At 38.7% G+C, this 23,087-nt stretch carries 21 protein-coding genes and 1 pseudogene; 6 read left to right on the plus strand and 16 right to left on the minus strand.

Features of this window, described 5'->3' with window-relative positions; translation table 11 throughout:
* Positions 1-39 precede the first annotated feature (39 nt).
* From IW16_RS05520 to IW16_RS05545, 6 genes are all read right to left on the minus strand, one after another.
* Entirely contained in the window at positions 40-1,383 is a 1,344-nt protein-coding gene (locus IW16_RS05520; RefSeq protein WP_034740751.1) for an ammonium transporter, read from the minus strand.
* A 107-nt stretch (positions 1,384-1,490) separates the two neighbouring features.
* On the minus strand, positions 1,491-2,132 hold the full coding sequence (locus IW16_RS05525) for an alpha/beta hydrolase (RefSeq protein WP_034740755.1): 642 nt from the start codon (positions 2,130-2,132) through the stop codon (positions 1,491-1,493).
* Positions 2,133-2,300: 168 nt separating this feature from the next.
* On the minus strand, positions 2,301-2,930 hold the full coding sequence (locus tag IW16_RS05530) for a YceI family protein (RefSeq protein WP_034740758.1): 630 nt from the start codon (positions 2,928-2,930) through the stop codon (positions 2,301-2,303).
* Positions 2,931-3,008: 78 nt separating this feature from the next.
* Positions 3,009-3,575: a YceI family protein gene (locus IW16_RS05535; RefSeq protein ID WP_034740761.1), complete on the minus strand. Its 567-nt coding sequence runs from the start codon at positions 3,573-3,575 to the stop codon at positions 3,009-3,011.
* Between the two features lie 145 nt (positions 3,576-3,720).
* Complete coding sequence (locus IW16_RS05540; RefSeq protein ID WP_034742603.1) at positions 3,721-4,770, minus strand: glucokinase; 1,050 nt, start codon at positions 4,768-4,770, stop codon at positions 3,721-3,723.
* Between the two features lie 114 nt (positions 4,771-4,884).
* Positions 4,885-5,448, minus strand: coding sequence for a membrane protein (locus IW16_RS05545; RefSeq protein WP_034740764.1), 564 nt, complete (start codon positions 5,446-5,448; stop codon positions 4,885-4,887).
* A gap of 236 nt (positions 5,449-5,684) precedes the next feature.
* On the opposite strand from IW16_RS05545, the gene IW16_RS05550 reads away from it, so the two are divergent.
* Both IW16_RS05550 and IW16_RS05555 read left to right on the plus strand, forming a co-directional pair.
* Positions 5,685-7,064 carry a DUF1800 domain-containing protein gene (locus IW16_RS05550; protein WP_034740767.1) on the plus strand — a complete coding sequence of 460 codons (1,380 nt, stop codon included), beginning with the start codon at positions 5,685-5,687 and terminating at the stop codon, positions 7,062-7,064.
* A 72-nt stretch (positions 7,065-7,136) separates the two neighbouring features.
* On the plus strand, positions 7,137-8,321 hold the full coding sequence (locus tag IW16_RS05555; protein ID WP_034740772.1) for a DUF1501 domain-containing protein: 1,185 nt from the start codon (positions 7,137-7,139) through the stop codon (positions 8,319-8,321).
* A gap of 56 nt (positions 8,322-8,377) precedes the next feature.
* Here the strand turns inward: IW16_RS05555 and IW16_RS05560 are convergent, their stop codons facing one another.
* The 3 genes and pseudogenes from IW16_RS05560 to IW16_RS05570 form a co-directional block, all read right to left on the minus strand.
* On the minus strand, positions 8,378-10,129 hold the full coding sequence (locus IW16_RS05560) for a hypothetical protein (protein WP_131327841.1): 1,752 nt from the start codon (positions 10,127-10,129) through the stop codon (positions 8,378-8,380).
* Between the two features lie 189 nt (positions 10,130-10,318).
* Positions 10,319-10,417: pseudogene (locus IW16_RS05565) on the minus strand.
* Positions 10,418-10,492: 75 nt separating this feature from the next.
* The gene (locus tag IW16_RS05570; RefSeq protein WP_034742606.1) at positions 10,493-11,875 is read right to left on the minus strand and encodes an RtcB family protein; all 1,383 of its coding nucleotides are present in this window, start codon (positions 11,873-11,875) and stop codon (positions 10,493-10,495) included.
* Positions 11,876-12,028: 153 nt separating this feature from the next.
* Between IW16_RS05570 and IW16_RS05575 the strand changes: the two genes are divergently transcribed.
* The 3 genes from IW16_RS05575 (at position 12,029) to IW16_RS26530 (ending at position 13,944) form a co-directional block, all read left to right on the plus strand.
* Entirely contained in the window at positions 12,029-12,361 is a 333-nt protein-coding gene (locus IW16_RS05575) for a HopJ type III effector protein (RefSeq protein WP_034742607.1), read from the plus strand.
* A 126-nt stretch (positions 12,362-12,487) separates the two neighbouring features.
* A complete protein-coding gene (locus IW16_RS05580; RefSeq protein ID WP_034740776.1) occupies positions 12,488-13,507 on the plus strand; it encodes a helix-turn-helix transcriptional regulator in 1,020 nt (339 codons plus the stop codon).
* Between the two features lie 299 nt (positions 13,508-13,806).
* On the plus strand, positions 13,807-13,944 hold the full coding sequence (locus IW16_RS26530; protein WP_165571959.1) for a hypothetical protein: 138 nt from the start codon (positions 13,807-13,809) through the stop codon (positions 13,942-13,944).
* Between the two features lie 178 nt (positions 13,945-14,122).
* Here IW16_RS26530 and cobC read toward each other — a convergent pair whose 3' ends face one another.
* Genes cobC through cobT form a run of 3 tightly spaced genes read right to left on the minus strand, consistent with a single transcriptional unit; the run spans position 14,123 to position 16,449 of the window.
* Complete coding sequence (gene cobC / locus IW16_RS05585) at positions 14,123-14,677, minus strand: alpha-ribazole phosphatase (protein ID WP_034740778.1); 555 nt, start codon at positions 14,675-14,677, stop codon at positions 14,123-14,125.
* Positions 14,662-15,444: an adenosylcobinamide-GDP ribazoletransferase gene (locus IW16_RS05590; RefSeq protein WP_228376911.1), complete on the minus strand. Its 783-nt coding sequence runs from the start codon at positions 15,442-15,444 to the stop codon at positions 14,662-14,664. The genes cobC and IW16_RS05590 overlap by 16 nt, the downstream gene beginning before the upstream one ends.
* The gene (gene cobT / locus IW16_RS05595; protein WP_034740781.1) at positions 15,445-16,449 is read right to left on the minus strand and encodes a nicotinate-nucleotide--dimethylbenzimidazole phosphoribosyltransferase; all 1,005 of its coding nucleotides are present in this window, start codon (positions 16,447-16,449) and stop codon (positions 15,445-15,447) included.
* A 242-nt stretch (positions 16,450-16,691) separates the two neighbouring features.
* On the opposite strand from cobT, the gene IW16_RS05600 reads away from it, so the two are divergent.
* The gene (locus IW16_RS05600) at positions 16,692-17,438 is read left to right on the plus strand and encodes a nucleotidyltransferase domain-containing protein (protein WP_034740784.1); all 747 of its coding nucleotides are present in this window, start codon (positions 16,692-16,694) and stop codon (positions 17,436-17,438) included.
* A gap of 192 nt (positions 17,439-17,630) precedes the next feature.
* On the opposite strand, the gene IW16_RS05605 is transcribed toward IW16_RS05600, so the two are convergent.
* From IW16_RS05605 to IW16_RS05620, 4 genes are read right to left on the minus strand one after another with little or no spacing between them, the layout of a single operon-like run.
* Entirely contained in the window at positions 17,631-17,972 is a 342-nt protein-coding gene (locus IW16_RS05605) for a hypothetical protein (protein ID WP_034740787.1), read from the minus strand.
* Between the two features lie 9 nt (positions 17,973-17,981).
* On the minus strand, positions 17,982-20,201 hold the full coding sequence (locus tag IW16_RS05610; protein WP_034740792.1) for a hypothetical protein: 2,220 nt from the start codon (positions 20,199-20,201) through the stop codon (positions 17,982-17,984).
* Positions 20,202-20,238: 37 nt separating this feature from the next.
* Positions 20,239-22,260 (minus strand): hypothetical protein, encoded by a 2,022-nt coding sequence (locus tag IW16_RS05615; protein ID WP_034740795.1) that lies wholly within the window; start codon positions 22,258-22,260, stop codon positions 20,239-20,241.
* A gap of 6 nt (positions 22,261-22,266) precedes the next feature.
* Positions 22,267-23,085 carry a phage baseplate protein gene (locus tag IW16_RS05620; protein WP_034740798.1) on the minus strand — a complete coding sequence of 273 codons (819 nt, stop codon included), beginning with the start codon at positions 23,083-23,085 and terminating at the stop codon, positions 22,267-22,269.
* Positions 23,086-23,087: the final 2 nt, after the last annotated feature.

The following is a 23,087-nucleotide window of genomic DNA, read 5'->3' on the forward strand; positions in this document are numbered from 1 at the left end:
GGGCATTCCGGCAAAGCTGCCCGTGCCCTTTTTTTATCATCACCTGAAGCTTTCCTGATGCTGAGAAAGATCGAGTCCCGCATTCTCAGACTCTTCGGAAACCCGTAATGTAATTATGGAATCTGTCAATTTATACAACAGCAGTGAACCAAAGAATGTAAAAGCAGAAACAAGAGCCAAAGCAGCCATATGATGGGCAAAAACTCCAATTCCTCCGTGAAGAAGGCTGGCATTCTCACCGTGAGCAAAAACAGCGGTAAGGATCATTCCCATAATCCCTCCTACTCCATGGCAGGCAAACACGTCAAGGGTATCATCTATCTTTTTCAAAGCTTTCCAGTTCATCATGAGATTTGAAACGACAGCTGCTAAAAATCCTATAAAAAGACTTTCCGGAATACTGACGAAACCACAGCCGGGAGTAATCGCTACCAATCCCACCACGGCTCCGATACAGGCTCCTAATGCAGAAACACTTCTTCCATTTATCCTGTCAAAAAAGATCCAGGTCATCATAGCGGAAGCAGAAGCAATGGTCGTTGTTCCGAAAGCCATAGCGGCAGATGCATTGGCACTTAAAGCAGAACCCGCATTGAAACCAAACCATCCGAACCACAGCATTCCGGTTCCTAAAAGTACATAAGGAATATTGGACGGCTCATGATGTGGATTTTTTCTGTTTCCCAAAAACATAGCACCCGCTAAAGCTGCAAAACCGGCACTCATATGAACTACTGTTCCGCCGGCGAAATCTCTTATTCCAAAATATTTATTCAGAAGACCGTCCGGATGCCACACCATATGACAAAGCGGGGTATAGATGAAAATACTGAAAAGCACCATGAAAAGAAGATAAGAGATGAAACGAACCCGCTCGGCAAAAGAACCTGTGATAAGTGCAGGAGTAATAACCGCAAACTTCATCTGAAAAAGGGCAAACAGTACGAAGGGAATCGTAGTAGCCATCATTTTGTGAGGCAGCACCCCTACATGATTGAAAAACGGGTAGCTCAGCGGATTTCCAATGATTCCGTAATGCACACCATTGATCTCAAAACCTAAAGAATCCCCAAACGACAATGAAAATCCGACGACGACCCACAAAATTGAGATAACCCCGAGTGCAATAAAACTTTGCAGCATCGTAGAAATCACATTTTTCTTTCCTACCATTCCCCCGTAAAAGAATGAAAGTCCGGGCGTCATAAGCAGGACCAAACCTGCAGCAGCAAGGATCCATGCGACATCTGCCCCTACGATCTTATCTTCACTGAGAAAATCTCCGGCATCAGGGGAATCAACGGCCGGACTCCAGAACAGTCCTCCGAATGCGACCAGGGTAATGACGCAGAATGAAACGATCCACTTTAAACCAATTTTCATAATATTTACATTTAACCCTATCAAAATTAAATATAAATTTTATAAAAACATATATTTTTACAAAAACACCCCTTAAAAAAATGATAAAAATTGAAATTTTATCATTATCAAACAAACACCTCCTTTAATATTTTAGATACTTCCTTATATTTTGTAGCAGGAAAAAGATGAGTACCCCCTTTGATTACATAATCCGGTTTTGAATATTTAATAGGAAAGACAATATCCTTATCCCCTAATATCTGGATCACTTCAGGGATTTCTTCAAATTTCCACTCTGAAACCTTTTCTACAGACCATTTCAGGTAATATGGATCTCTGACTCTGAAATACTGAAGAATTCTAGGGTTTTTGGGATCAAACAGTTTTCTAACCACAGAATACACATTGGCTGCTCTATCATTAAACATTCCAACCGGCAATATCCTTGGAAGCTTTGTGATCTCTCCTGTTCTTATAAATTTAGATTTTTCTTTATCAGATTTAATACTTCCCAAGATGACCACCTTTTCCGCAGGCTTGAGTTTATTGATCTCCTGCACCATAATCCCACCAAAAGAATATCCAAGAAGACTGAACGGCTCAGAAGGATCTACTTTCTCGGCCATTCTCTCCACATAGGAATAAAAGGGCTCATTTTTCTCAGGAATAAGCCAGTCTATAAAAATCAATTCACAGTTCTCGGGAAATTCAAGTCTTTCCAGGACTTTAAAGTCTGCTCCGAGACCACTTACCACATAAATTTTCATACTACTAATTTATAAAAAATTAGGGTAAAGACATTCATTAAATTTCTCCAGCGGATTTACTTTCTGCAAAAAATCTTTTTGTATAATGGTCACTCAGTATTCAAAAACAGACATAAAAAAATGGGCAGTTTATAAAAACTGCCCATTACTATGTTGAAATATGTTTTCTTATTTCTTTTTCTTTACAGGAACTCTGTTGTCATTATCCAGTTTTTCTGTAGAAACTTTGAACTGGAAATCCATTTCGTCCTTGATGAAATAATCTTTCAGTGAAGACTGGTAGAATACTTTGAAATCTCTTCTGTTCAGTGAGAACTTTGCAGATTCAATCACCACAGTAAACTGAGTAACGTACGCATTGGCCGGGAAGGTGATTGTTTTTCTCACTCCTTTGATGGTAATATCACCATATATCGTAGAATTGTACTCACTGTTTGCTAAAGGAATAATTTTAGTCAAGTGGAATTTTGCGATAGGGAATTTTTTAACCTCAAAGAAATTGGTGCTTTTCAGTTCGTTGGTAAGCTTGATCTGATCTTCTTCTGAAACATCTCCCGCCATCATACTTCTCATATCTATAATAAACTCTCCGTCTACCAAGACCGTTTTATCAAAATTGAATTTTCCGCTTTTCAGCTTTACCGTCCCTGAATGCGAAGAAGCCTCAGTTTTTACGACTTTATATCCCCACCACCTGATCTCTGATGAAGTCACTTTTGAAACCTTATCAAATTTCCTCTGTGCAGAAACAAATGATATGCTCGCGCACACCATAGCAAACAATAGTAATCTTTTCATTCTTTTTTATTTACAATTCAACAAAAATAAAAAAAAGTGTAGAACTTCTACACTTTTAACAATCTTTTTTTGATTAAATTATTTAGCAGTGACCTTTACAAGCATTTCGATGTCATCTTTCACAAAAACATCCTGCATTGTAGACTTGTACGCCACATCAAATTTCTGTCTGTCGAAAGCGAACTTATCAGAAACCAAACTTACTACTCCTTTGCTGTAAGCAATTTTTGCAGGGAAAGTAATTGGACTTGTTTTTCCTTTAACAGTAAGGTTTCCTGTTACTAACGAGTTGTAGATTTTATCACTGTTTTTCTTTACAGCAGTAATTTTGAAAGAAGCAGTAGGGAATTTTTCAACTTCAAAGAAGTCACCATTCTTAAGGTGTCCGTTTAGTTTCTGCTGATACTCTCCTGTAAGGTCAGTTGCGTTGATAGAAGTCATATCCAATACAAAGCTTCCACCCACCAGATCATTTCCTTTCATGATCATATCTCCTGATTTTACTTTTACTGTACCATCGTGAGAGCTTGCCTCAGATTTTGCTACTTTGTATCCCCACCAGTGAACATCAGATGCCACTACTTTTTTTGACTGTCCGAATGCCAAACCGCTGGCAACAACTGCTAATAAGAATATTTTTTTCATTTGAATAAAGTTATGTACTTGTTTAACGGTGCAAATGTAGCCAACTTATCCGATAGATTTCATTGATGTATATCAATAAAAACAATTATTTTTATGAATAATATCATCCCATAAAAAAACTCCGAAAGCTTCGGAGTTTTGTATTTTAATTTTGATAGTAAGCGGTGTACAGTGCGGCTCCTTTCAATGCCGTGTGGTTCTGTTTCACCAGATAGATCGGAGTGTTTTTAAGCAGCTCTTCCATCTTATCACTTATCTTAAACTTATCATAGAATTTTCCTTTGTCGATATACTCTCTGATGGTCTGTGGAATATCTCCCGAAATAAGCAATCCACCTGTTGCTTTAAGTTTCAGCGTAAGGTTATTCGCTTCTCTTGCAAGGAATTCCAGGAAGGTGTCTAAAGCAATTCTGCAAATCAGAACTTCTTCTTCTACAGCAGCCTTGTATAACTCCTGAACAAAATTTGGTCCTGCCAGACGTTCTGCCAACCATTCCGGTTCAGGGTGTCTTTTTACGTCTCTTAAGAATCTATAGATATTGAAAAGACCTGTTTTAGACAAAACATTTTCCCAGCTTACAATACCATAGATATTGTTTAGGAACTGATAAAATTCAACCTCCACATTCGTTCTCGGTGAGAATTCAGAATGTCCACCTTCTGTAGCAAAAGGTCTCAGGTATTTTCCGTCAAAGAAATACCCAGCTTCCCCAAGTCCGTTTCCGGGTGCCAGGATGGCTACATTTCCTTTTTCAAGATGTCCGCTGGTATAGATCGGATCTAGATCATCGTCTGCAAGAAGCCCCATTCCGTAAGCGGAAGCTTCAAGGTCATTCAGCATATCTCCTTTCTCAAATCCAAAATCTCTGGTGTACTCTTCGATGCTTAGATCCCATCCTAATCTTGCCGGGCTGCTTTTCCCGTCGATTACTGGTCCTGGTACGGCCATTGCCAAACGTTTTACATTGTCCAGCTTATTATCCTGAATGAATTTTCTTAATATATCAGAAAACGAAGAATAGTCTTTTGTGCTATACTCATTCTGAATTTTTATCTCAAGACCTCCGTTACTGGAAACAAAATAGCCTAAGATGGTTATATCTTCACGGAGACTTGCCCCAATGATAGAAACATTATCATTATTACTGTTCTCTACTCCTGGTAAATAAAGCGGAAATTTTGGATTCAATATCATAACCTCAAATTTTATCAAATATAATAATAGTTTTCGTAAATCCTGCAGGGAAGCAAAAAACCTTTTCATTTCCATAAAAAGGTTTGGCTTATAATTGTTTATATGTAAATCTTACTACTTTCCTAATGGAATGTTGTATCCGAATCCTACTCCGATATTACCCACATTATAGTCCTGTCCGGCGATATCGCCTTTATCTCCTACAAAAACTTTCTGATATTGTACGAAGAAATTCCAGTCTCTGTTGTGGTATCCGATCTCCGGTTTGATGTAGAAACCTCCGTCTGGTCTGTCAACCGTACTGTTGGAAGCCACCTTGTCATTTCCTACCAGAAAACCATATCCTAGGTCTGTTCCAAAGTAGAAACCGGTCTGTTTAGGATAGATTCTGATTAGAGCTCCTACAGGAACTACTCCTACATCATTGTTATCATAACCGTTGTTACTTTTTCCAAAATAATGAGTATATCCCGTTGCAATACCCAATCCAAATCCAGGAGTGATCAGATTTTGGTAAGAAACATCTACACCTGCAGCTGCGGAAACATTATCAGAAGGAACTGCTAAACCAACATTGGCGCCTACCTTGATCATGTTGTTCATTTTTGAGCTTTGCGCGCTTGCGATACCTGCTGTTAAGATTCCAGCGAGTAATATGGTTTGTTTTAACATTTTCATAACTCTAATTTTAAATTTTACTAAAGCAATAAGATGTAAAAATCGTGCCAAGGGGAGCATCTGGTTTGATTTTAACACTAAACAAAAACACAAATCAATGAATATCAATATGTTAATTTATCCTAAAATTAAATGATTGTTTAAGTTAAATCATAAAAAAAGTAATATTAAGAATTCTTAACCGTTATCTTTTTAACCTTTGTCTTTATACAGCATCAAAAAATTAAATTCTCTATATGGCCGATTCACTATTACATAATAAACACCTCCTCTGGCGTGCCGGTTTCGGACCCGGAATCAATCAGATCGGGGATTTGAAAAACAAGAATATAAAAACGCTGGTCACAGAGCTATTTAAAGTACAGCCATTTTCAGAAATAAATTACGACACCCCTGACATTCCGGTTTCCGAGGAAATGATGGACAGCAGAACTCCAGCAGAAAAGAAAAAGGAGACACAACGGATTATCCGCGAACAGAGCAATGAACTGAACCTTAATTTCCTGAACCAGATGGTGAACGGCAAAGATCAGATGAGAGAAAAGATGGCATTTTTCTGGCATGGACATTTTGCATCGAGAGTCAATAATTCCAAATTCAGTAAACAGCTTCTTAATACGATCAGGAACAATGCACTTGGAAATTTTAAAGACCTTCTTTTTGAAGTAAGTCAATCTCCCGCAATGCTGGGCTTCCTCAACAATCAGCAAAACAAAAAAGATCATCCCAATGAAAACTTTGCCCGCGAAGTCATGGAGCTGTTCACTATGGGAAGAGGTAACTATACTGAAAAAGATATCCGGGAAGGAGCAAGAGCTTTTACAGGCTGGGGCTATGATAAGGAAGGTAATTTTAAGGAAAGAAAAAATCTTCAGGATGAAGGAACAAAGGCATTTCTGGGAAAGACGGGAAATTTCACAGGAACCGATGTTTTAAATATTATTCTTGAACAGAAAGCTACCGCAACGTTTATTACCACTAAAATATATAAGTTCTTCGTCAATGAAAATACAGACGCTAAGATTATAGAGCAATTAAGCACTGAATTTTACAAGTCGGGGTACGATATAAAAAAACTAATGACTGATATATTTTCGAGCTCCTGGTTTTACGATCAAAAGAATATCGGAAACCGGATAAAATCGCCCATCGAGCTGATGGCCGGAATGATGCGGATGCTTCCCATGACTATTCAAAATCCGGAAAACCTCATCGTTTATCAGAAACTGCTTGGCCAAATGCTCCTCTATCCGCCCAATGTCGCGGGATGGCCGAACGGAAAATCATGGATCGACAGTTCTACGCTGATGGTCCGTCTGCAGATTCCACAGATATGGTCGGGATTGCGTCCTCTGGAATACAGCCCACGGCAGGATGATGATATTGATATGGGTATGAAATCCCGTGAAACCGCCCTCAACAAATCGTTCAAGAATCCAAACATTACCATTGACTGGAGCAGATTGGAAAAGATTTTTGCCGACAAAAACGGTGAGGATTATCTGATCCAGAATACAAAAACCCTTGATATGAATTCGGTAAAGAATTTCTCGGACAAAAGTATAAAGATGAATATTATTAATCTCATGTCTACACCGGAATATCAGTTGTGTTAGGAAACATTGGCAGAAGCCTCCAATTAATAAAATACAGCCAAGTCCTGCAATCTTTAACCTAAAAAGAAGACTATGTTAATTAAAAGAAGAGAATTCCTTAAAATAAGTTCATTAGCTGCGACATCGCTGATGATGCCTAATTTCCTTAAAGCAATGACGCTGGACGAAGCCCTTGAGCCGAATCAGAAGATCCTTGTCGTACTGCAGTTCACTGGTGGAAATGACGGGTTAAACACCATCATTCCTACGAAAAATGATATTTACTTTAAAGAAAGAAACAGTATTGCGATCAAGGATTCTCTCCCATTGAATGATGAAACGGGAATCAATCCGGCACTCTCCTACTTTAAGGAACTGTTCGATAATGGAGAACTGTCGGTGATGAATAATGTAGGATATCCGGATCCTGACAAATCCCATTTCAGAAGTATGGATATCTGGCATTCTGCAAGCAAAAGCGATGAATTTCTGGAAACAGGATGGCTGGGCCGTTTTCTGGATGAAGAATGCTACCGATGCGATCATCCTACCCAGGCACTGGAAGTAGACGATATGCTGAGTCTTGCGCTGAAAGGAGAAAACAATAAAGCATTTGCCTTCAAGGATCCGAAAAGACTGTATCAGACGAGTCAGGAAAAGTATTTTAAATCTCTGTATGACCATCATCACGATGATGAAACGGTTTCTTATTTATATCAGACCCTTGGCTCGACCATCAATAATGCAGAATATATTTTTGAAAAAAGCAAGTCAAAAAAAACAGATCAGTTGTATCCAAATTCACAGCTGGGAAAGGATTTTAAAACTGTTGCTTCATTGATTAAATCTGATATCAATACGCAGGTGTATTATCTTTCGGTTGGAAGTTTTGACACCCATGTCAACCAAAATGAAAGACAGGCCAAGCTGTTCAGCGACATTAATGAAGCGGTAAAGTCTTTTGTAGCAGATCTCAAAAGCAACGGAATTTTCAATGATGTTCTGCTGATGACATTTTCAGAATTCGGACGCAGGGTAGCGCAAAATGCAAGCAACGGAACGGATCACGGGACCGCCAATCAAATGTTCTTCATCAGCGGAGGTCTCAAAAAAAAGGGGCTTCTGAATGCCCTTCCTGATCTTCAAAAACTGAACGAAGGCGATCTGATTTATACTGAAGATTTCAGAAAAGTATATGCCACGATTCTGAAAAACTGGCTGAAAGCTGATTCTTCCAAAGTATTGGGCTGGAAAAATGGAATCTATGATTTTATATGACGGGATTTAAAATACAAAACCATTCTGATTTTATCAATCAAAATGGCAGTATTATATTATTTAAAAAGCTTTGTGAAGCTATCTTTTTCAAGACTTTCCAATGAGAAATCAAAGTCGGCTTCTTCTTTTTCAGAAGTGACTGAAGCTCCCAGTTCCATGACGAGCATATTAAATGACATTGGCTCATACCATTGCTGATAAAGAGCATTAGTTGCCATCACTGATATCTCAGAATTCCCTGAAACATGGGTATGTCCGGCTCCGAAATTAAGCAATACAAAACATTGCTTTTCTCCTTTTGGAAGAAGCATTCCGAGGATAGTCTGTCGCTGGACAGAATTACATTTCAATTCTGCGAAAAGGTGATCAGGATTCATCATATACTCTCTTGAAATACGGTCTCCTTTTCCGATTACAATTTTATAACCGCAATCCGCACTCCCTGAATAAACATTATTCATAATCAAAGTCGGAGCACTCAACCCTCTGGATGCATACAGATACTCAACAGCACCATTGGGTGCAGAAGTCATATCTCCGGAATACATCAGATTTCCCTGATCCTGGTTATAAGCAGCATTCCATCCGGCCTTCCCTCCGATATTCAGTCCCGAAAGATCAAGATCAGCAGCTCCCCAGGCATTTTCCCAATAGATCCCGACCGCCAGATTTTCTCCGAAAAATCTTGTTCCTGCAGGTAGGTTTCCCACAAACATTTTTTCGGATGAAGGCAATCCGTACTCTATATTTTCAGGGAAATAAAACTGCTTTCCGGAAAGATCAAATCTTGATTTTAAATAATTCAATATAAAATCAAAATTCTTTTCACTCGCAGTTCCTGTCTTTCCTGCTTTGACATATGATTTTCCATTTCTGATCCTGTACACAAAGGTATCCTGTCCGTACATTCTTTGGTAACATGCCGACAAAGCTTTAAACAAAGCAAACGGAGTCGCATGATCCAGCCAGTGCAGATCGCTTTTTTCCAGCAGTATATGAGTAGCCTCATTCAATGGATTGGAAACGAGTGGCTGATGATGGATTTTAGACAGCTTTGAGATTTTATTAATCGTTTTAGATGATCTTTTTTTATAGGCTAAAAACAAAGGTTTGAATCTGTTGAAAATCTGAGCCAGTTTTTCCAGGCCATAGTTTTCGAATAAAGCTGACGCATTAAATTTGCTTTCTCTGATTGCCTTAATCAGCTCATCATTCTTGATTAAAAGGGTGGTATCCGTGGTTTTATAAATCACATATCTGAAAAATTCTACCGGGTTTGCAGGATACACTTTATAGATATCTGCTATTTTGACAATGGCTTCCTTATTTCTGATATTTTCGGTTCCCGTAAAGGTATAATTCAGTTCTTTTGTTAAAACAGAAAGTAAATCGTTGATGGTTTCTTCTTTCAGAGCTATTCCTGATTTCAAAAGGGAAAGACACTTTTCAGTCATTTCCTGTTCAGAAAAGGCTTTAATTACTTTGAAAACAATTTTTGCATTGGGAACATTCAATATTTCATCAGGGATATAGATTTCATCCTGAAAAGAACTTCCATACGTAGACATATAGTGATTGATCTGTTCCATAAACAGCTCGGTTCTTGTGCTGCTCCTGATCTTTTCCCAGGACTTATGGAATGATTTGTTCAGATCATTTCCGTTTAATTTTTCCTTTGCATAAAATCTGATGATCTCGGCTTTTGCCCAAACAGCATCTGCTTCGATCACAAAACCTTCCTCAGAAACAAAAGGTTTAGTTTCTGTTGTTTTGGCCAGTACAGCATTAAATAATTGAAGTGTTTTCATCTTGATAAACATTAAAAATAAGTGAGGAGTATGGTTTTAAAAGAAACATATAGGAACTCCTTTTACCTATTATTTTGAAAATGGCGGAGAGTAATTACCAATTATAGGAACTCTGGATGCCTTGTAATTTTTTTAATGATAAAAACACTTCAATGGTATTTCAAATATAAGTAATTTTCATCAGTATTGTGGAGCAGACAGGACTCGAACCTGTGACCCGTATAACAGGAACTTTGTCTGCCATCAGCGGAAAGTAATCACTGCTCTAACCATCTGAGCTACTGCCCCGTTTTTGTTCAATATTTTATAAACCTTACAAGCTATACAACCTGTAAGGTTTGAATTAAAAGCAGGCTTTTACCGCTATGCTTTTCTATACTTCTTCTTATTCTTCCACGGTGCATTTTTCTCCACATCACCTGCCATGATACATCCGTAAGGCATCACCTCATCCAGAACTTCACACAATCCATATTCTTCGATCTGTGCTCTCACGTTTTTTGCACTTTTATAAGCACTCGGCAGTTCGGAGATATCAATTTCCTTGGAGAAGAAACGGATATCCAGTCCTTTGGTTTCTTCATTGAAAATTTCTTCAACTGTTTTATGAGCCAATGATCTTTTATGCTGTGTTCTGCTGAAGTTTCTTCCGGCTCCGTGAGGAGCAAAACCCAGGTTTCTATCATTGGTTTTTCCCTGAACGATCAAAACAGGTTCTGACATATTCAATGGGATCAATCTCGGCCCAGTAATATCGGGCATAAATTTATCATCTAACGGAGTAGCTCCTTTGGCATGATAGAATAAGTCACCGTCTTTGAAAACGAAGTTATGTTCGTTCCAATATCTATCCTTCTTTTCAGCACCCAGTTTATTTAAAACCGCATCATGAATGTTCGTATGATTTTCCTTCGTCCATGTTCTTATCAACTGAAGAGCTTCCCAGTAGGCCTGACCTTCTTCAGTGTCAAAAGGAATCCATGCATTTTCTCTCAATGTTTCAGGGGAAATATCCTTTCTGAAACGATTTGCTACCTTCATTCCTTTATCATAAAGGGCTGCTCCCGGAGCTCTTGAACCGTGATGAGTAACCAGCATAGTATTTCCTGTATTCTTAGACTTTCCTACGAATAAGAAGTGGTTTCCATCTCCCTGAGTTCCCATATGATCACGTGCAATACTAATCAGTCTTTCATCATTTAGAAAATAGTTTCCTTTAAAAGCATCTATTAACTCCTTAGATACCGGCATCTGCTCACCTCTCGGTCTTCCTCCGTATCCGAAATGGGTCACTGAATGAGCTGCATCAAGTACTTCTTTAGGATCTGCATCTCCAAAATCTGTCAACATTACAGAACAGCAGATATCTGCGCTATGGAATCCCGGGTGAATGGCATTTTTCGCCACGACCACTCCACCTACCGGTATCTGACCTGCAGGACCTGTCGGACAGGCATCAGGCATAATTGCTCCCTTAATTAAAGTTGGCGTCTTCATTAAGACTTTCATCGTATCAATCACTTTTTCTACATTATCAGATTCGGCTTCATGTTCCGCTCTGATATTGATGATAAAGTCTTTCGCTGTTTCATGAAGCGGAATAATATCAGGCTGTTTGAACTGATCCAGATATTCTGTGATCTGAACTTCATCCAGATTATTTTCGTTGATATGGGTAATGGCATCTTTAAACCATTTGGCTGGTCTATAACCTAATTCAATTAAGTGATTTCCGTTAAATTCCATTGTTCTTTTCATTTTGATAATGCAAAGTAATAATACAAGTGCGCAATAATTCTGCGTAGATAAAAATATTTTATTTATTTTTGTAAAGAAGTGAAAATGCAGAACTTTCAGATCTCTCTTTTTACTTACTTTTCAACGCTTAAAATTAAAAAAATGCTATTAGAACAATTAAAAAACAATCCTGAAACCATTCAATTCAAAGAGGTTATTGCTTATATTGATGAACGTTATGATTTTACACCTACTTCTTTTAAAAACGGAACTACTGTCAATGAAGAAGGTCAGAACAATGGTTCATGCAAAGTTTTCAGTTTTGCAAAACTTCTCCAATTGCCCAAAGAGCAGACCCTTCCTCTTTTTGGTGACTTCTACAGAGAAGATGTATTACAAAACCCTGAAGGAACAGATCACCAGAATATCAGAAACTTTATGGAATATGGATGGGATGGAATTTCTTTTGAAGGAGAAGCATTGAAGGAGAAATAATTATATAATTCCACCATGAATTTTGCTTCGCCAGTGAATTGTGAATATGAAACCGATTAAAAAATTGACTTACGACGCAAAATTCATTATTCCCTTTTCCCTTTCCCTAATCACAAAAAACAAAATATGTCATCCAATAAAAACGCTCTGATCCGTTACAAAACATTAGACAAATGCCTTAAGAACAAATACAGAAAATATACACTGGAAGATCTTATCGATGCCTGCTCTGATGCCCTTTTTGAATTTGAAGGAAAAGAATCTTACGTAAGCAGGCGGACGGTTCAGCTTGATCTGCAGAATATGCGAAGTGAAAAATTCGGGTATGAAGCGCCTATTGAGGTCTTCGAAAGGAAATACTACCGTTACAGTGATCCTGAATACAGCATTCATAATATTTCCGTGAACGAAAGTGATCTGAAAGCGATGAATAATGCCGTTCAGATTCTTAAGCAGTTCAAGGATTTTTCGATGTTTAAAGAAATGAACGGGGTCATTCAAAAACTGGAAGATTCCATCCATTCTACCGGACAGAAATCAATTATTCATTTGGATAAAAATGAACAGCTGAAAGGGCTTGAACATATTGACATTCTATATGAAGGCATATCAAACAAAAAAGTGCTGAATATTCTTTACCGCAGTTTTACTGCCCGAGAATCCAGCAATTATGTGGTTCATCCCCAGCTACTGAAGGAATTTAATAACCGTTGGTTCCTGATCTGCCAGCACAAAGGTAAAATGTATAATCTGGCCTTAGACCGGATGGAAAGTATTTCCGTAGATGAAAATACGCCTTACATTGATAAAGATCTTGATGGTGATGAGTATTTCAAAGATATTGTAGGCGTTACCGTTTCGGAAACGATGGCCCCAAGGAACGTAGTTTTCTTCGTTGATTCCGCAAATGCTCCTTATGTAAAAACAAAGCCCCTTCATAAAAGCCAGGAAACCATAAGCGATGAGGAAGGTGGTACGCTGTTTAAAATCTGTGTACAGTTAAATTATGAACTGGAAAGACTGCTTCTTGGTTTTGGAGACTCTCTGATCGTGCACCGCCCGAAAAAGCTGAGATTAAAACTTCAGGATAAGTTTAAGGCGGGATGTAAAAATTATGAGGAATTAATTGTTCCGGATGAAAACTGATTTTCTGTCATAATTCTATATTATTTTTTAACCAAAAGGGTGACAGAAGCCTTTAAAACCATATTTTTTTTGGGGAGCAGTTTCCTGAAAATCTAAGATTTTTGATGACAGAACTTCGTAGGATCGGAATTGTTCTGTCATATAGGAGCGGCAAAAATTCTTTGAATTTTTGCCGCCGTAGTTTCATACAATACAAAATTGTCACATTAAAAAATCACTTCATGTAAAACCCCGATCTGCAAAGAAAATTTCAAAATGGCTCAGAAATTGTATTAATCTGCACATTAAAAAATCTTACTATGAAATCAAGAATATTTAAAGCATTGATTGCAATTATAGCACCTATTGCGATAGAATATATCGTAAAAAAAATATCTGAGAAATTAGATAAAAAAGAACAGGACAAAGGAAAAGGACCTAAGCAGATTACTGCTTAAAGGCAGAAGTAGTTAGAATTTAATTTTATTGAAAAGAGGCTGTCACTCATGTGTACAGCCTCTTTTTTTGTTTTCAAGAGGTAAAGTTTTTGAATGCGGATATCCAAAGATTTTCAGATAATCTACTTTGATGGGATACGCGATACAATATGGGATCCTTAAGACATTTGAGTTCTCTCTATACATTCATTTTATGGACATAAAAATATCCTTCATTGAAATGAATGATCACTTTCTTCCCATAATCGATCTGAATCTTAAAGATGTTCTGTAACGGAAACTCTAAAACATACTGTACAATGAGGCGGATTACTCCTCCATGAGTAACGACCAGAGCTTTATTTATATTCTTCTCTGCAGTAAGTTCAGTCCAAAAGCTAATGACCCGAGCCTGCATTTCAAGCAAATTTTCTCCGCCTGAAGCTTTTACATTGATAAAATCCTGATACCAGGGATTGATTTCTTTTTCCGGAATCTCGGTCCACTTCTTTAGCTCCCAGTTTCCAAAATTCATTTCCTTAAGTCGATCATCTGTTTTATAGTCCAGTTTAAAATGATCTGCTAAAAGACGGCATCTTAAGGATGGGCTTGAAACCACAAGATCAAAATCATGATCCGGGAGTATTCTTTTAAAATCTTCCTTATAATTCTCTTTCAAAGATATATCTGAAAAACCATAGCACAGATTTTCAGGATTTTCTACAGCAGTATGACGGATCAGATGAATTTCCATACGATCATTGTTCCCAAATAAAATAAAACTTCACAAACCTGCTGTACAGAGCCCAGACAGTCACCGGTATATCCTCCGATATGTTTTTTAAAATACCATCCCATATACATTTTACCTAAATATGCCAGCGCAAAAGCAAAGATCAGACGCCAGTCGGGAATAAAAGCAAAAGCAATCAAAACACTTATAAATCCCGTCAGTAAGGCGGTCCCCTCCAATGGTTTATTAGCTAAAGGTTTGGATTTACTGACATCAATATCTGTTACATACTGATGGGTATAGATCATAGTTCCCGAAATAAAACGGCTTGATGTATGAGCTAAAACAATAATGCACAAAACCTGAAACAAATCTATTGTTCCCAGTGCCTGAATACTGTAAAATTTCAAGGCAAACAGAAGAATAATCCCAATCGTGCCATAGGCTCCCACTCTGCTGTCTTTCATAATGGTAAGGATCTTTTCTTTTCCGTACCCACCTCCGAAACTGTCACACATATCCGTAAAACCATCTTCATGAAAAGCTCCGGTCAGCAAAACACTGCCAATCATCATAAGGACAATCCCTATTTCCAGGTTAAAAAGTTGGACAGATCCATATAAGATCAGGGCATTCAGCAATCCTACCAGCAATCCTACCCAGGCAAAATATTTTTGAGATTGATTCATAATCTCACTTGAATACGGAATGGCAAACGGAACCGGAATTCTTGTAAAAAACATAAGTGCCGTCGCCAAATAAATCAGTTCATTCTTCAGGATTTTCATCTATTCTTTATTTGAAACCTGTGCATCTTCAAAACTTGACATTTCATTCAGGAAATTAACCGCGCTCTGAATCAGTGGATAAGCGAGTGCGCAGCCTGTTCCTTCTCCTAAACGTAAATTCAGATTGAGTAAAGCTTTCTGTCCCAAAAGTCCGATCAGCTGAAGGTGAGCATTTTCATCACTTACATGGCAGAAAATACAATTGTTGAGGATTTCAGGATTTTTTTTCCATGCAGTGGCTACAGCAACGGAAGCAATAAAGCCATCTACCATGATCAGCATATTCTGACGGAAAGCCTCTTCCATGGCGCCTATCATCTGGGCAATTTCCAGCCCTCCAAAAGTTTGAGCAATATCATCCGGATTTGTTATCCCCGGATACTTTTCTATGACAGCAGACAGAATATTGATTTTATTCTGCAACTGATCGTCATTCAAACCGGTACCACGACCAATACAGCTTACAACTGGCAAATCAAACAACTGACTCATCATCAGTGAAGATGCGGAAGTATTCCCAATTCCCATTTCGCCAAAACCAATGATATTGCATCCCGTTCCGGCAATTTCAGCAACCACAGATCTTCCATTTTCCAGCGCCTGCTGATATTCTTCAAAAGTCATTGCTGGTTCCTCAAGAATGTTACGGCTTGATTTTCTGACCTTTTTATTGACTAAATCCAAGCCTTCCGGGAAATCAAAATTTACCCCGGCATCTACAATCTTAATCTCAATACCATGCTGTCTGCAAAAAACATTGATTGCTGCCCCTCCACCTATAAAATTCATCACCATTTGATAGGTAACTTCCTGTGGATAGGCGCTTACTCCCGCTGTCGCAATACCATGGTCTGCGGCGAAAACAATCATGTGAGGTTTTGACAGCTGAGGTGAAGTGGTATTCTGAACCTTCCCAATTTTATAAGCAAGATTTTCCAGATGCCCTAATGCGCCCAAAGGTTTTGTTTTGAAATCAATTTTATGTTGTAGTTCTTCTGCTAACATGGATGTATACGTCGTTTTTGTTGAATAATGAAGTTGCAATATTAGTGAAATTAAGGAGAGCGTCAAGATTTTAGATCTCATATCTGAGATAACAGATATGAGATTTTTAATTACAACCAGGGCTGAAGTGAAGAAAATTATTTGAAATTAATCTGCTTAAAAACTTCATACGCGTATCTTAAAATTCACAACGCAAAAACACTGCGCATTCCATTTTTTACTTTGCAATATAAATTAAAACAATGAGACCGAGAATATTAGAAAAATTAAAAGAAATAGAGGCAGAAAGAAACATAGAAATACTTCTTGCCGTAGAATCAGGAAGTAGAGCCTGGGGTTTTGCCTCTTCGGACAGTGATTATGATATACGTTTTATCTACCGCCATGAAAAAGACTGGTATGTTTCTCCGTGGGATAAAGATGAGACGATAGAATTCATGACTGAGGATGACCTGGATGGTTCCGGATGGGATCTCCGAAAGACTTTTCATCTTTTGCTGAAATCAAATGCGGCTTTATTGAGCTGGTTCTATTCTCCTATCGTTTACAGAAAGAATGATACTTTTTTGGAGCTGTTCACTCCTTTGGCAGATGCCTGTTTTTCGCCGATAGCAGTTTCCTATCACTATTTGAGCATGAGCAAAAAATACCTGAAAGCGTGCAGAAGTGATGAAGTAAAATTGAAAAGTTATTTTTACTGTTTAAGAACGGCATTAACCGGAAAATGGATCATAGAAAAAGGAACGGTTCCACCAATCTTATTTAGTGAGCTATTGGTTTTGGTTGATGATTTTACCAGAAAAAAAATAGAAGATCTGATCGCTTTAAAAGCGACTAAAGGAGAATCTTACTATCACCCCAATGACTGGGAACTGTTCGGATTTTTGGAAAAGACGGTTGCAGAAAATGAAGAAAAATCTAAAAGTCTTAAGGGAGGAAATACGGATAAAGGTGAAATGGAAAGGGTTTTTAGGGAATTATTGAGATAACCTGAACAATCGGGATCACCCACGTATGTTTTAATTGATACAGACAGCAATACCAAATGCCGGAACACGTTTTCGAAATGTCTGTTTTTTTTTAGAAGTAAATGGTTGATCCTTTCTTACAAAACCAAAAAAACACCCTTGCGGGTGTTTCATGGCAGTATTACTAAAAAAATTACAGGATTTTTTAATAATTCAATTTTCTTTAAGCTTTGTTCTCAGCTTTGTATTCTCAGTTTTTAGCTGATCATTAATACGTTTCTGTATATTTATTTCTTCTTCAAGCAGCTTAATCTTTCTTTCTGCAAGGTTTGAAAATTCTTTAAATTTCACCTCATAGCGTCCGGCAAGATCGTCAAGTGCATCTTTGTACAGCTTGACCAGTTTGTCTGCATTTTCTATTTCTTTACCTTCATTGTCTGCATCCATTCCGGCAACTTCGGCATTTATTTTCTTTCTTCCGAAAACAAATCCCGCAATGCCTGTAACCATGAGTCCCAGAAAGGTGCTTATATGTTCGGTTAGTATTTCTTTCATATGTTTTTTTTAGTTTGTTACCGGATAAAGGCGAATTTCTATGATCCCGATTTCACCGGTAAGATCAATAGGATTATATTCACTGACTCTAAAAATATTAAGGTCAACGCTGTCTTTGGAATTACGGATTGAACGGCAGTCCACGATCATTCCCCGATCGTAATAATTGATATTACTGTTGATCCACAGGTTTCCGCTAAACAGGTCTTTATTGAATCCTATATAACGTCCGATATCCTGACGTTTCCATTCAAAATCACCGATTGTATTTTCAAGGACGTTGAATTGAGGCTCAAAATTTCCGTCGTCACTGAATTGCATTAGCGCTATGTATACTTTATAAGGATGAACGTCACCGATACCGCCTATCCTCTCTTCAACCCACTGTTTCTGAACAAATGAATTAGGTTCGTAATTCTTGCCATAGTAATCAGCACCCAACAGACCTGCTCCATCAACATTAGATTTAACAGAGATGTGCGAAGTGTCACTTTTCAAATTAATAGCATTCACTCCATCTGTTATATCCGCGCCAAAATCACTTACTGAGATATTTGATTGGTTAGCGTGCATTGAAATGAGCCCGTTATTGATGTACAGCTCAGAAGATCCGCAATATAATTTTGCCAGGAAGTCTTTTGAGAATTCAATATTTCCTGAAACCGGTTTCCCAGTCTTTGTACCTGTTAACGGTATATAATCAACCCTATCTTCAGTCCCGAAAGTACCATCAGGTCGCGCCACTATATTTTTAGTGTATGAAGCGTCTGCTGCAGGCATTCTCAGCACCTGCAAGCTGGTGTCAAACCTCAGCCATCGGTCAGCAAAATTCCCCTCAATGAAGTGTGTTTTGTAGTAATTATTATCTTTAGCCAGGAAGTTATTAATGATAAACTTATTGTTCTGCTGTCCGTTCAGTTCAAGGTTGGATCCGATAATAATACTGTTTTCGCCCCAGACTCCCATAGGATGCCCCGTAGTTCCTCCTCCTATGACAATGTTTGACGACCATTTGCCGCTTCCTCCTTTCCCCCAATACTGCCCGGCCTGATATCCCAGGAAGGTATTGTTATCTCCGGTAATGAAACATCCACTCCATTTTCCAAGCATAGCATTTCCTTTACCTCCTGCAAGACCATATCCGGATGAAACGCCTATCAGCGTATTGTCATTCCCTGTAGTCAGCCCTGTTGCGGCATCAAGTCCCATGACAACGTTGGCTCCTCCTGTAGTAACTGCTTTCCCAGCAAAATGTCCCACAATCGTATTGGATGATCCTGTAGTAAGAGACGGCATATTGTTGTACCCCAAGGCGATATTATACACCCCCGTATGGTTAGGATTCATATTTCCGAAGAAAAGCGAATAGGTCGCAGGGTTCATTCCCAGCATCCCATTAGGTCTTTCTTCTCCGTTTATAAAGGTAATAGGTTGAGGGCTATAGGCATCTTTATTGACAACATCCGCCAGGGTAGGCTCAGGTAATGGTGACCACAGGGTGAAGCCCTGATCCTGCTTAAGATAGTAATTCCCATCCCTTGTAGGTCTTTCCAGTTTTTGTTTTAAGGCATCTGCCAACCCTTCCACCATTGACATTGATATAGTAGAAACGCCGGTATTAAGGTAGCTTTTAATGTCTTTTTTGTCTCCTCCAATATAGAAATACAGCGTGTATCTGGGTTCAGAATCAGCGGAAGGAACGGCAATAATGTCGCTTTCCTCGTATTCATATGCATCAGAATTGTTCATAAAATCCTGAAGTGTATGTTCATTGACCTTAAAGATTCTGGTCAGAGCAAGCGCTTCAAGTTTGTCAGCCGTAATTTTCCCATCATTGTTTACATACTCATCAATCATCATGAATAAATCCTGCGATTGAGATTTTGTGTACACATTACCGACTAACGGATCACTGTCTACCGTGGCCACATTGTCCGGAAGCTCACCTACATTCAGGGCGGCTTTCCATGACTGCCTGTCTGATTCCGATAGGTTGGAAGCATTTTTTTTGGCTAAAAATGCAGTGTGTGCCTCAGGATCTGAAAGATGAAGCTCGTACACCGACTTATCAGCTTTATTTTGTAAAAGATTTTCTAAGCCTGTGATTTTACTGGTTGGTATAGATTCATCTTTGTGCCAGAATGATGACCATGAAGCCTGAAATTGGTCCTGCGTAGGAAAGTCTCCGGTTTCAAAGTAACTGTATATAGTATTTAATGGGATTGACATAATTTTTATAATTGAATAATGATCTTATATATTTTGCTTAAAATGTAAAAGCCTGAACAACAGATCCGTTGATGGTTTTCTGTCTTGAACTGTTTGAAGTAACCAGTGATAAGGAAACTGCTTCTGTTGTGGATGTAATGGATTGAATGACGGAGGTACTGCCTACTGTCACAAACTGTGTATAAACATTCCCCTGTCTCATGATAATAATATTGGCATTGATAACTGCCGCACCCGGTTCAATTTTGGTCGCAAGGGATGAAATATTATTCCAAACCAGTACAGATTCATAGCCACCACTTCTGAAACTGGAACCTATCACTCTTAAAAATGAGTTATCTGCTAAGGCTAAAGGGATACTTTTTTGAATTAAGCCCAGGTAACCATAAAAATCATACGCATCACTTACGGTAGATGGTCCCACTGTTGAAAGAGCCATATTCATTTCCAGATAAAAGTTGGTGTTGGCTTCAAAAACAACATCACTTTTAGCACTTGCTACAATAACATTGGGTTCGTAAACATACGCTTTATTGTTAGGGCTTGAATTATACTTGAACAATCCTCCATTAATGTTAAATATATTTCCTTCCTGTTCCGGCGTATACGATTTGGTTTCCCATTTAAGCCCGCTGATATCAATATTGTTGATCGTATCTACAACATTGATGGAGCCAGTCGTTCTATGTACCTGGATCGTAGGATTAGTTGTTCTGATGACCAGGTTATAGCTATTTCCTGGTTGTAGAGAATCACCATACACAGAAACAATCATCGATAATCCGTTGGCAAAAGTCTGAAATCCTAAACATTCGATTTCACCTGTTCCAATAGCATTTCCAACCGGAATAAATTTAATGGAAGTGAATGCCGGATTGACATTGAGGTTTAATCCCTGCAATACAAAGTATCTGACAATATGATCATTTTTAATAACAGTAGGAGTGAGCCCGTATACATTCAGATTTCCGTTGGAGTATTGGTTATTCCAATCGATTCCAAATTGTTCTTTCTGAGCTTTAGTGAGCTTTGCAGGCAATTTCAAAAATTCAGACGGCAGATCTTCATTAGTTAAAATGGTCTTTTTGATTCCGACACTGTTTGTGAATAAAAGGTTTCTATTGAAGGCAGTGATTTGATTATTAACTGTTTCATTATTTTCCTCCAAAATATACCCCATACTTCGCACCCTTCCCGTTAAATGCAACTGTTCAGCAGGGGTTGTTAATCCTATTCCAAGCTTACCAGCACTATGGAAAACACCTGATTCTTTAAAATCGGTTCCGTTCCAGTACATAAGGTAGTTGGAGGCAGGGTTGACTGCTTTCCAGGTGACTGTTCCGTTCAAAAGAGAAGCGATATAATTTCCTGAAGCAGTGGGCTTGTCCATTTTGGTGTTCAGGACATTCTGTAAACCTTCCACCATTCCTATAGTGACGTTGGAAAGTCCTGTCGGGAGATAATTTGCAGTATTTGTTTTTTCACCGCCTTTAAACATATACAGTGAAAAGTGACCATTGTTATCAGGAATTGCAATGAAATCATTATCCTCAAATTGATAAGCATTTGAATTTCCTGCAAATTCTGCTATGGTTGTCTCCACCGACTGTATGAGCGTCGTAATCCCTAAAGCTTCTATTTTTTCGGCAAGGATTTTTTCGTCACCATTCACAAAATCATCCCAAATCATAAATCTGGTATCACTCTGCCTTTTGGTGTAAGTACTTCCTGTCTGATCTCCATTATCTACCGTTGCGATATTGTCCGGCAGTTGTCCCACACCTAAAGCTCCTCTCCAGGAATGGATATTTCTTTCGGTAAGGTTGGTCGCATCTTTTTTGGCCAGATAATCAGCATGAGAATCCGGATTGGCAAGATGCTGTTCAAAAATTTTTTTATCTGTTTTATTCTGTAGCTGCTGATCCAGCCCTTCAATTTTACCTGTCGGGATAGACTCATCTTTGTGCCAGAATGATGACCACGAAGCCTGGAACTGATCCTGGGTAGGAAAGTCTCCGGTTTCAAAGTAACTGTATATGGTATTTAATGGTATTGACATAATTATTTACTGAAAATTGGGTTCGATGTACAAGGCGATTCTCGATGGCTGAATATTGTTGTGAGGCTGGTTGCCACCTACTTCAGAGGTGCTTCTCCATCCGTCTACCAGGGTTCCGCCTCTTCCGCTGGCGCCGCCGCTTCCGATGGTCCAATAGTGCTGGTGGGAGTGTCTTGGCATCTGATCGATGTTAAGGGTATGGGTTTTGGATCCGTACTCACCGCCCAGGTTATTGAATTCCGACTCATTGGGACTCCATCCTACGATGGTTTTCCCTCTGAAATCCAGACATTCTTTCCATCCGGCAGGAATCTCAGCTGCAGGTTTTCTCCAGGCTACAACAATACCTCCGTTGATAATAGGTGCCGTTTTCTGTTCCAGTTTTTCAATTCTGGCCGTCAGGGCCGACAAATCTATCTGGGTAGCCGTGTTGTTTACTTTCACCTGGATATTTCTTAACGTTTCCAGTTTCAGAAACTCGGACCAGTTGTAACTCACAGCTCCTGTCCCGAACTTAACGGTTCTTTTTTCAATCAGAGCTTTTGAAAGCTGATCCTGGAATGTTTTCGGAATATCTTCTTTATGAATGTATACGGTAGCTGTAGGCGAATAGACTCCTCCTTCAAAGTAGTAAAGCTTTCCTTCAATAGTTACGACCCCCGGGTTTACACTGGAGCCTACTGTTTCACAACCTGCAAGGATGGTTTTGTCTCCTGCCAGATCTCCGAGTACTTCAAAGATTTCGTACGCCTCTTCAATGGTATTCATTAAGTCATTGGTAAGAGGCATACCTCCTGTCTGTAAAAATTTGAAATTGTATTTCATTT

The sequence above is a fragment of the Chryseobacterium vrystaatense genome (assembly GCF_000737765.1).
In the GTDB taxonomy this organism is placed as follows: Bacteria; Bacteroidota; Bacteroidia; order Flavobacteriales; family Weeksellaceae; genus Chryseobacterium; species Chryseobacterium vrystaatense.

Coding starts and splice junctions, on each gene's coding strand:
- IW16_RS05520 (WP_034740751.1), bottom strand. CDS start 1,383: ATGAAAATTGGTTTAAAGTGGATCGTTTCATTCTGCGTCATTACCCTG.
- IW16_RS05525 (WP_034740755.1), bottom strand. CDS start 2,132: ATGAAAATTTATGTGGTAAGTGGTCTCGGAGCAGACTTTAAAGTCCTG.
- IW16_RS05530 (WP_034740758.1), bottom strand. CDS start 2,930: ATGAAAAGATTACTATTGTTTGCTATGGTGTGCGCGAGCATATCATTT.
- IW16_RS05535 (WP_034740761.1), bottom strand. CDS start 3,575: ATGAAAAAAATATTCTTATTAGCAGTTGTTGCCAGCGGTTTGGCATTC.
- IW16_RS05540 (WP_034742603.1), bottom strand. CDS start 4,770: ATGATATTGAATCCAAAATTTCCGCTTTATTTACCAGGAGTAGAGAAC.
- IW16_RS05545 (WP_034740764.1), bottom strand. CDS start 5,448: ATGAAAATGTTAAAACAAACCATATTACTCGCTGGAATCTTAACAGCA.
- IW16_RS05550 (WP_034740767.1), top strand. CDS start 5,685: ATGGCCGATTCACTATTACATAATAAACACCTCCTCTGGCGTGCCGGT.
- IW16_RS05555 (WP_034740772.1), top strand. CDS start 7,137: ATGTTAATTAAAAGAAGAGAATTCCTTAAAATAAGTTCATTAGCTGCG.
- IW16_RS05560 (WP_131327841.1), bottom strand. CDS start 10,129: ATGAAAACACTTCAATTATTTAATGCTGTACTGGCCAAAACAACAGAA.
- IW16_RS05570 (WP_034742606.1), bottom strand. CDS start 11,875: ATGGAATTTAACGGAAATCACTTAATTGAATTAGGTTATAGACCAGCC.
- IW16_RS05575 (WP_034742607.1), top strand. CDS start 12,029: ATGCTATTAGAACAATTAAAAAACAATCCTGAAACCATTCAATTCAAA.
- IW16_RS05580 (WP_034740776.1), top strand. CDS start 12,488: ATGTCATCCAATAAAAACGCTCTGATCCGTTACAAAACATTAGACAAA.
- IW16_RS26530 (WP_165571959.1), top strand. CDS start 13,807: ATGAAATCAAGAATATTTAAAGCATTGATTGCAATTATAGCACCTATT.
- cobC (WP_034740778.1), bottom strand. CDS start 14,677: ATGGAAATTCATCTGATCCGTCATACTGCTGTAGAAAATCCTGAAAAT.
- IW16_RS05590 (WP_228376911.1), bottom strand. CDS start 15,444: ATGAAAATCCTGAAGAATGAACTGATTTATTTGGCGACGGCACTTATG.
- cobT (WP_034740781.1), bottom strand. CDS start 16,449: ATGTTAGCAGAAGAACTACAACATAAAATTGATTTCAAAACAAAACCT.
- IW16_RS05600 (WP_034740784.1), top strand. CDS start 16,692: ATGAGACCGAGAATATTAGAAAAATTAAAAGAAATAGAGGCAGAAAGA.
- IW16_RS05605 (WP_034740787.1), bottom strand. CDS start 17,972: ATGAAAGAAATACTAACCGAACATATAAGCACCTTTCTGGGACTCATG.
- IW16_RS05610 (WP_034740792.1), bottom strand. CDS start 20,201: ATGTCAATCCCATTAAATACTATATACAGTTACTTTGAAACCGGAGAC.
- IW16_RS05615 (WP_034740795.1), bottom strand. CDS start 22,260: ATGTCAATACCATTAAATACCATATACAGTTACTTTGAAACCGGAGAC.
- IW16_RS05620 (WP_034740798.1), bottom strand. CDS start 23,085: ATGAAATACAATTTCAAATTTTTACAGACAGGAGGTATGCCTCTTACC.